General features: G+C 39.6%; 9 protein-coding genes. 4 read left to right on the top strand and 5 right to left on the bottom strand.

Annotation, left to right across the window (positions count from 1 at the left end; translation table 11 throughout):
* The 4 genes from ACTB1O_RS11600 to ACTB1O_RS11585 all read right to left on the bottom strand — a co-directional run.
* Positions 1 to 385: DUF373 family protein (locus ACTB1O_RS11600; protein WP_462995299.1), on the bottom strand; the 385-nt coding region annotated here is incomplete at its 3' end.
* A gap of 58 nt (positions 386 to 443) precedes the next feature.
* Complete coding sequence (locus ACTB1O_RS11595) at positions 444 to 1,307, bottom strand: coiled-coil protein (protein WP_462995298.1); 864 nt, start codon at positions 1,305 to 1,307, stop codon at positions 444 to 446.
* 445 nt (positions 1,308 to 1,752) lie between these two features.
* Positions 1,753 to 2,919 (bottom strand): cell division protein FtsZ, encoded by a 1,167-nt coding sequence (gene ftsZ / locus ACTB1O_RS11590; RefSeq protein WP_462995297.1) that lies wholly within the window; start codon positions 2,917 to 2,919, stop codon positions 1,753 to 1,755.
* 93 nt (positions 2,920 to 3,012) lie between these two features.
* Positions 3,013 to 3,234: a ribbon-helix-helix domain-containing protein gene (locus tag ACTB1O_RS11585; RefSeq protein WP_462995296.1), complete on the bottom strand. Its 222-nt coding sequence runs from the start codon at positions 3,232 to 3,234 to the stop codon at positions 3,013 to 3,015.
* 159 nt (positions 3,235 to 3,393) lie between these two features.
* Between ACTB1O_RS11585 and ACTB1O_RS11580 the strand changes: the two genes are divergently transcribed.
* The 3 genes from ACTB1O_RS11580 (at position 3,394) to ACTB1O_RS11570 (ending at position 6,383) form a co-directional block, all read left to right on the top strand.
* Complete coding sequence (locus ACTB1O_RS11580; RefSeq protein WP_462995295.1) at positions 3,394 to 4,395, top strand: pyridoxal phosphate-dependent aminotransferase; 1,002 nt, start codon at positions 3,394 to 3,396, stop codon at positions 4,393 to 4,395.
* Complete coding sequence (locus ACTB1O_RS11575; RefSeq protein ID WP_462995294.1) at positions 4,383 to 4,976, top strand: NTP transferase domain-containing protein; 594 nt, start codon at positions 4,383 to 4,385, stop codon at positions 4,974 to 4,976. Before ACTB1O_RS11580 ends, ACTB1O_RS11575 begins: the two co-directional genes overlap by 13 nt.
* Before the next feature lie 183 nt (positions 4,977 to 5,159).
* A complete protein-coding gene (locus ACTB1O_RS11570) occupies positions 5,160 to 6,383 on the top strand; it encodes an ornithine cyclodeaminase, nickel-pincer nucleotide-dependent (protein ID WP_462995293.1) in 1,224 nt (407 codons plus the stop codon).
* Positions 6,384 to 6,393: 10 nt separating this feature from the next.
* On the opposite strand, the gene ACTB1O_RS11565 is transcribed toward ACTB1O_RS11570, so the two are convergent.
* On the bottom strand, positions 6,394 to 7,380 hold the full coding sequence (locus ACTB1O_RS11565; RefSeq protein WP_462995292.1) for an archaeosine biosynthesis radical SAM protein RaSEA: 987 nt from the start codon (positions 7,378 to 7,380) through the stop codon (positions 6,394 to 6,396).
* 10 nt (positions 7,381 to 7,390) lie between these two features.
* Between ACTB1O_RS11565 and ACTB1O_RS11560 the strand changes: the two genes are divergently transcribed.
* The coding region (locus tag ACTB1O_RS11560; RefSeq protein WP_462995291.1) for a hypothetical protein at positions 7,391 to 8,520 on the top strand (1,130 nt) is incomplete at its 3' end.

Genomic DNA, 8,520 nt, shown 5'->3' with positions numbered 1-8,520 from the left:
TTTTTACATCAACAACAGACTGTATTATTGGAAGAACAAATTCATCTTCTGCACCGTCTGTAACAAGTATACATTCATTTATTTCATTACCCCACACTATTTTGCCAAGCTCATATGAAATCCTTCTGTCGCCCTCTATTTCGTTTGAACAGCTTCCTCCGATAACTGAAATATATACATCTTCACCTTTGGCTTTCAGCTCGTCAAATGTTTTTAAGCCCTGAAATATGGCATTAACATCTGAATCCTCAGGATCGGCAAGAGCTAGTTTATTTGCAGCATCAAGACAATTGTCTCTTCCCAAAACCGGTTCGTTGATATTTGCCTTAAAACCAATATCGTCGTCACGATCGACACATAATATTAGTGTCTTAACATCTGGCATCTAAATAAAATTCATTTTGTATGTATAAAAAATTGCCTAAAAATAAAATATAAAGATTTTAAATAAGTTTTGAACGCTGAAGGAGTAAAATATCATCAGTCGTAAGTTTTTCACCGGCTCTAAACTGCTGGAATACCTGTTCTGCTTCCTTGCGTACTGCTTTTTGCTCTTTAGTGACTTTTGTCTTTTTGGTTTTCTTACGAAGACCGCCAATTACCTTGTCATAGTCACGTATTTCTTTTTGGCATCCAATGAAACTGTTATGTTCAGCATCTGCTGCTTCCTGAGCTTCTACAAATTTCTTGTGGGCTTCATCTGCTGCCTCGCGTGATTTGTCTGCCTTGCGATAGCATTCAACCATCAAATCATGATATTTCTGCGCAAGTTCTGCAGCTTCAGTTACCTGGGCATGAAGATCGGATGCACTTTTACGAAATTCACGTGCCTCCTGAAGTTTAGCATGAATTTCCTTATTCTGTTCCAGTTCATCTTCCTGTTCCCTAATAGAAAGTCTGAACTGCTTTATTTTTTCAATTAACTCGCGTTCTTTTTCTGCATTCATCACCCTGGTCTGCTGTTCCATCTCAAGGTGTTCGATCTGCTTCTGAAGTTCTTTTATACCGCGATTGTTGCTAATTGCACCGTGCTCTTTTTTAAAAGCGTCAATATCTTCAAAAAGTGCATTTGCCTTATCATTAAAGACATTTCTCTCAGCCTTTAACCGGTGAACATCATTATTTGATTTGTCACGAAGATCTTTATCCTTCTGTGCCTCATCAACAAACTCGCGTGTCTGGGCATTAAGCTGGTTTCGCTCGCGTGCCTGTGCGCTTGCAAGTGCATTCAGTTCATTTCGTTTTTCTTTATGTTCCTCCGACTGCTGGAGAACAACTTTTCTTTTTTCTATCAATTCGCTCAACATGCTCAACACATACCTATAGTAATAAACAAGGCAGCCTTAAAACAAAAGAATTTTACAAATAACATCTTTTGGATGATCAAGGATAATGAAAATTACGAAACAAAAGATCTCATTCCGGCTATCAAACCAAAACTTTGATATCCGTATTCTTCTGGCTGTTCGTCTTTTGTTCGACTCCCGATTCCATAACAAGCATCATAAAAATTTAATGCTCTGTATAAGTTATTTGCACACTCTTTCATGGACTGCACAATGATTTCTATAAATTAGAGTCCTTATATTAAATAAGAGTTTCGTACGAGATCTACAAGTTAAAAACTAAAAAAATCTCATCGATTGAAAATTGCCGGAAATTTTAGTGGTTTTAATTTTTTCATGATTTAATGACATACCTGCAAAAAAAATATTTTTTGCGGAGTTATGGAATTTTTTTTAATTGGCATTTTTAACGAATGAAATCAATTAATCCGCCACTTGTCTGCTCTACAGCAGCTCTTCTTCCGGAGGAACTCATAGCATGTGAATTAGAACCTCTTCTCTCAAACGGACCCTGTGCAATTTCTGATCTTGACATAGCAGGGCTGCTGTGTCCCATAACCTGGGCACTTTTTACACCCGTCATGATAGCCATTACTCTGACTTTTCCTTCAAATTCGCTGTTGATACGTGCACCCCAGATTACATCCGCATGAGGATCAAGTTCATATGTCAGTGAACTTGCAATCTCCTCTGCATCTGAAAGGGTCAGGTCACTTCCTCCCGTTATATGAATAAGACTGCCTGTTGCACCCCGGTAATCAATGTCAAGAAGTGGATGGTTAAGACACTCGTGAACGACACTCTCAGATTTGTTCTGCTGCTTGCTTTCTCCGACAAGCATAACAGCAACGCCACCCTTGCTCATTATTGCACGAACGTCAGCATAATCAATGTTTATAAGTGACGGTTCTGTGATGGTTTCTGATATTCCTTTTACAGTTTCAGCTATTAACTGATCCATAACTGAAAAAGCCTGACCCAGTGGCAGATTTGGTACAAAAGTCATCAAACGGTTGTTGTCAAGTACTATAACCGAATCTGCGGCATTGGAAAGTGCTTCCAGACCTTCTTCTGCACGTATGAGGCGTGCTTTTTCTACCTGGAAAGGATAACTTACCATTCCGACAACAATTGCGCCCTGCTCCTTTGCAATCTGCGCAACCACAGGTGCCACACCAGTACCTGTTCCTCCACCCATGCCTGCAGTGATGAAGACCAGATCTGCATCCTGCAGCAGACCTTCAAGAGTTGTTCTTGCCATCTCTGCCGCACGCTTTCCAACATCAGGAAAACCTCCTGCACCAAGACCCTTTGTTAATGATTTACCTACAAGAACCCTCTTATCAGCCTGAATCATCTCAAGATGCTGCTTGTCTGTATTGACAGCAATTGTTTCTGCCCCTTTTACCTTCATATGGTATAAGCGGTTGACAGTGTTGTTTCCAGCTCCCCCGCATCCGACAATGACTATTCTTGGCTGACCAATGAAATCCTCATCACCGATTACGCCGGATTTTTTCATTCCCTGTTCATATTCTGTGTGCTTTAATGCCTCGTTAATTATAGATTGCATCCAATAAACCTCCTTTAAGACCTCTTTTAAATTTGAATTAGACACCCGGACTTTTTAATCGATGTAATTTTACACTCCTTTTAATTGCAATCATTACATCTCAAATGAGATCTGTTCGCTGTCTCTAATTACCCGGTTTGCGTGTTTTCCAATGAGTTCTCTAACACCATACCTAATTGCCTCAGATACGTTAGGAAATTCTCCTGCATCCACCAGTTTTTCAAGCATTGCAACCTGCTGAGGGGGCAATCTGATTGTAACTCTTTCCATCATTGAAACCACGTGTCCGACATTTGACTGACTAGCGTCTGTCATATGTCTGACAAGAAGCAACTCTTTGTCAGACTTTTGCTTTCAGACAACCAATGATAATATCTATAAGTATATATACATTTGCTTTCTGAGGCGGAAACTCACTCCCAAATTCTTTTATTCCACTAAATTCAACTAAATTTGAAAAGGAGAGATTATCTTTTGGAATATGGGTTTTTGGATAAAGTGAAGCATGGAGGAGCATCACAGCTTTGCAATAGCGGAGATTGCACACACATAATCGACTTTAGTGCCAATTTAAATCCATATCCTCCGGATTTAGGCTGGAAGCCAAGTCAGGACATGATCTCTTCATACCCGGATGATTCCTACCATAATCTAAAAGATTCAGTTGCGCGTAAATTCGGGTGTAAAAAAGAGGAAGTCTGTATTGGAAATGGTTCAATTGAAGTTATCAGATCTTTTTTTTATGCTACAGCCAGTAAAGGTGATCAAGTCAGAACCGACCCGCACACATTCGGCGAATATTCTCTTTCGGCCAGACTTGCAGGAGCAGAATGTACCTATGAAAACAACAAAAATGTGAAGGTGCATGTCATATGCAACCCGAATAATCCAACAGGAAGACTTCTTTCATTTAAAGAATTAGCTGAATTAGCTATAAAAGAAGAGTCTTCAGGAATCAGGCTTTTTATCGATGAGGCATTTAATGAACTTTCCGATGGTGCCGGGACACTTATAGGAAAAGGTTTTCCAAATGTCTTTGTAAGCAGATCTCTTACAAAATGCTTCTCAGTCCCGGGCCTCAGAATTGGATTTGGTTTCGGCGACCCGGAGCTTATTGAAAAAATGGAAGTCATCAGGCCACCATGGACACTTAACGGTTTTGCAGAAAATTTTGCTCTTTTGGCATTGAAAAATTATGACAAACTTGAAAAATCCCGCCAGCTCATAAGAACAGAAAGAGAATGGCTCTATAGTAAATTCAAAGAGATAGGAATTGACTACGTTTTATCCCCTACCAATTTTATTCTTCTCAATATCGGCCAGGATTCCGGCAGATTTACAAAAAATATGTTAAAGCACGGAATTTTTGTCAGAGATTGTTCGTCATTTGGTCTGAAGGAATCAATAAGAGTCGCAGTCAGAACAAGAGATGAAAATGAATATCTTGTGGAGGCTTTAATCAGGTGCTGTCACTAATAATGGCCGGAGGTCTTGGGACAAGACTGAATCTTGGAGAAAAACCCCTTGTAACTCTGGCAGAAAAACCCATGCTTTCTTATGTGATATCCGCTTTTGAAGATGCAGGGTGCAGCATTCTGGTTGTTGTTACGCCAAAAGTTCCTATGACAAAAAACTGGTGCAGGGCAAACGGAATTGAAACATATCAGTCAGATGGAACAGGTTATGTCGAAGATTTAATCGAATGCATACTGGAAACCGGAGAACAGGCACCTTTTTTTTCATGCGTCTCAGATCTTCCCGGAATCAACAAAGATATCATTGATAAAACAATTGACCTTCACCGTAAATCTGGAAAGGAGGCATGCTCAGTATGGGTACCGGAGAACCTTTTTTCCAAAAACAACTGTAAATGCAGCTATTCAGAAGAAATTGAAGATATTGTTGCATGCCCTGTAGGCCTGAATATATTAAACGGTGCAAATATATGCAATGAACAGGAAGAACTCAAAGTTCTTTTAAATGAACCATGTCTTACATTCAACGTAAATACAAGGGAAGAACTAAAAAACGCCGAAAATTTTTTTAGGAATTTCTAAAACCACAGGAATCAGAATATTAAGACAATAATATTTATTAAATTGAATTTCAACCTGATTTTAACAAATTCTACAACAAAATACTAAAATCATCAGTAATTCTTTATAAAGCATCTATATTTTAGCTATTTTTTCTAAAAATATGGCAAAAAAATAATAGTTTACAGATCATATAATAAGAATATGGAAACGTCCCGTGAGATTGAACTTGAAGGTCATATTATCGATTCAGGAATTATGACCCGTATTTTTGACAAAGTTCTGGATATGGGCGGCAATTTTGAAATTACCACCTTTGATATAGGAAAGAAAAAACAGGATATCAGTTATGCAAAGCTCATAATCAGCGCAGCGGATGAGGAAGAGCTTGAAAATATTCTCAGTGAACTTCACCGTCTCGGTGCAAGACTGCCTGAAGTGGAAAATATAAAACTTGAAGAGGCCGAAGGAGACAGAATCCTTCCCAAAGGTTTTTATTCAACAACAAACCACCCGACATTTGTTAAAAATGAAGATAAATGGATTCCTGTCGAAAATATCGAGATGGACTGCCATATCGTTATTGATAAGGATTCCCTAAGCGCCTCCTGCACACCTCTTGCAAAAATAAAGAAGGGAGACCTTATCGTAATAGGTGAAAGAGGTGTCAGAGTTGTCCCGCCGGAGAGATCAAGAAAAGTCAACCAGTTTGAATTCATGCAAAATACTGTCTCTTCAGAAAGACCCAGTGAGACCATCATAAAAAAGATCGCCCGCGAAATGAAGGAGATAAAAGATAACGGCGGGAAAATAGGAATAGTCGGAGGGCCTGCAATAATTCACACAAGGGCCGCCCCTGCACTTGCGGAAATAATACGAAACGGGTATATCGACGTCTTATTCGCCGGCAATGCACTTGCAACACATGATATCGAATATAACCTTTTTGGCACATCTCTCGGAATGAACCTTGATACAGGCACTATTGCAGTGGGCGGTCATAAGAATCATATAACAGCAATAAGTGAGGTTATCCGGGCAGGTTCAATTAAACAGGCAGTTGAAACAGGAATCATAAAAAAAGGAATTATGTATGAATGTGTAAAAAATAATATCCCATTTGTTCTTGCAGGCTCTATTCGCGATGACGGGCCATTACCTGATGTAATAACTGATGTTATGGCTGCACAGGAAGAAATGAGAAAGAATCTGCACGGGCTTGACATGGTAATTATGATAGGAACACTTCTTCATTCGGTTGCTGTCGGAAACTGCCTTCCTTCATATGTCAAAACAATTTGTGTTGATATAAACCCTGCATCAGTAACAAAACTAAATGACAGAGGTTCTTCACAGGCAATAGGTGTTGTAAGCGATGCAGGAGCTTTTCTCCCGCTCCTTGCAAAACATCTGAAGTCAGATGAATAAAAAAATAATTTTATTCGGTAAGAGGCATGCAGAACGGCTTTTCCTCTTTTAACACATAGCGCCATTCCTCCATGCATTCACATCCCTTATCAAAATAGACCTTAAGCAAATCCTTGTCGTTTGTAAGTGAATAATCTTTAATGGCATCAACAATATCCCAGTCACACTTACCGCAGTTATGAGGGCCTCTTCTCTTTCCTCCGCCAACAGGATCGCAGTGAACATGCATATCCGAATCAATTAAAACCTGAAGAACACTCCAGAGATATGGAGGCCTGTATGCCTTCTGCTTCCACAACCTTTCAACCTCGGTTCTGTTCTGCACGGTGCAAAGGTTCATTGAAATAATATCTGAGTACGGCGCGGATTCTCTTATTGATTTCTGCATATCCATAAGACCTTCTGATTCAGTAAGATATGGCGGCTTCATCATGAGGTATGTTTTAATTCCGGCACCGGCATCTCTGCCCTCCCTTACTGCATCCTTAAAATCATCAAAGGTATGACCTTTATCAATACATTTTTCCCGGATATAATCATTTGTGGTTTCAAGACCCATTGCAACGTAAAAGGGCTTTTCCCAGGAATTATTATCAATAATTCCAATAAAATCCGAAACTATGTCATTTTTGACATACTCGGTTCTTGATTCAGCAATCACAATTTTACCTTTAAATGCCCCACCTATGGCATTTCGTGCATCTGAAGGCACCTCTTTTGAGTCAAAGAAACTTCCTGAAGTAAAAATTTTGACCATCTGATAACTATCAGGTCGAAATTCTCCTAAAACCCAAAACAGCTGCTGTTTGATTCTTGCAGAAAGCTCTTCTGCAGCCAATTTGTGATACCTTTCGCTTTTATATCCGCACATCTTGCAGCGGTTCCAGGTACAGCCTCCTGATTTAAATATTACAGTCAGACATTCAATTATCTCTCCGCCATACTCTTCTTTGCTCATCCAGCATGCAAGAGGTTTTTCAGTTTGTTCAGATATCATTAATGTTATAGTGGTTGATCCTGTAGATATGAAAAAGATCGCATGCATGCTTATCTTACTGTTGACAATGGTATGTGGGGCAAATGCATATATCATCAATTTTGATGTACCGTACCAGGTCAATCTTGGCGACACCATTGTGATTCAGGGGACCAGCACCATAAATCCCGGAATCACAATGACAATCGTCCTGTACAGCCAGAAAAATTCAATCCAGGAAATATCCAGGAAGTCATTTACAATTCAGTCCGACGGTTCATGGTCTGTTAAATTTGAAACAGACGGCCTTACACCAGGCACTTACAAATTTGAAATTCCGGCAACAAGTGAGGTCAGTCTTGGTTCAAGTGCAACAAGTTACAGAAGTTTTGAAATAATTGACAGAACAGGAGAGATTGTAATCACATCACCTTTGACACAGGATTACAATGGTTATCTGTCAGTTGCAGGGAAAAGCACAACACGCGGGAATCTTGGAGTCGAAATAATGGTTGAAAATGAAGAAGAGATAATACTACCACGCGAATGGATTTCGACCAACTCAAAAGGAGAGTTTAACAAAAATGTAGAGATCACAGGCCCCGGTACATATTATGTATCATTCTATGACAACAATGGCCTTATCAGGCATCAAAAATTCAATTCGGTAAAAACAGGGCAGACGCCTGTCCAGACTACATCATCCGGTACAGAAACCACACCTTCCCTGTCTGGAAAGATCATGGCTGCACAGTCTTTTGCCTCCAATAGTGATCCTGCATATTTTACGATCATAACAAATCCGGGGACTCTTAAGGTAGATACATCAGAAGGACATAACTGGATTTTAAAATATGCAGATGAGAGCGGAGCAGTTATTACAGTCAATCAGTTTACAGACAACAGAGCAGAATCCTTTACAATACCGGTAACAGGAGGCATTGTTTATGTTAAGGTATATCCATCTGATATTTCAGACAGCGGATATGTAACACTGTACACCGACGGCGCTTCTTCAATTACTGTGAGTAGTGATGCGGCGGTTTTCTTTGAATCCCAGGCAACACAGGTTCCTACGCAATCAGGATATTTTTTCCCGATTGCCACAATATCCTGCCTCATTGCATTTGGTTTCCTGCTCATTTCTTTCAGAAGACAATA

It is taken from the genome of Methanomicrobium sp. (assembly GCF_055145805.1).
Note: the sequence above shows the minus strand (reverse complement) of the source record. Positions and strands in the feature narration are given on the sequence as shown.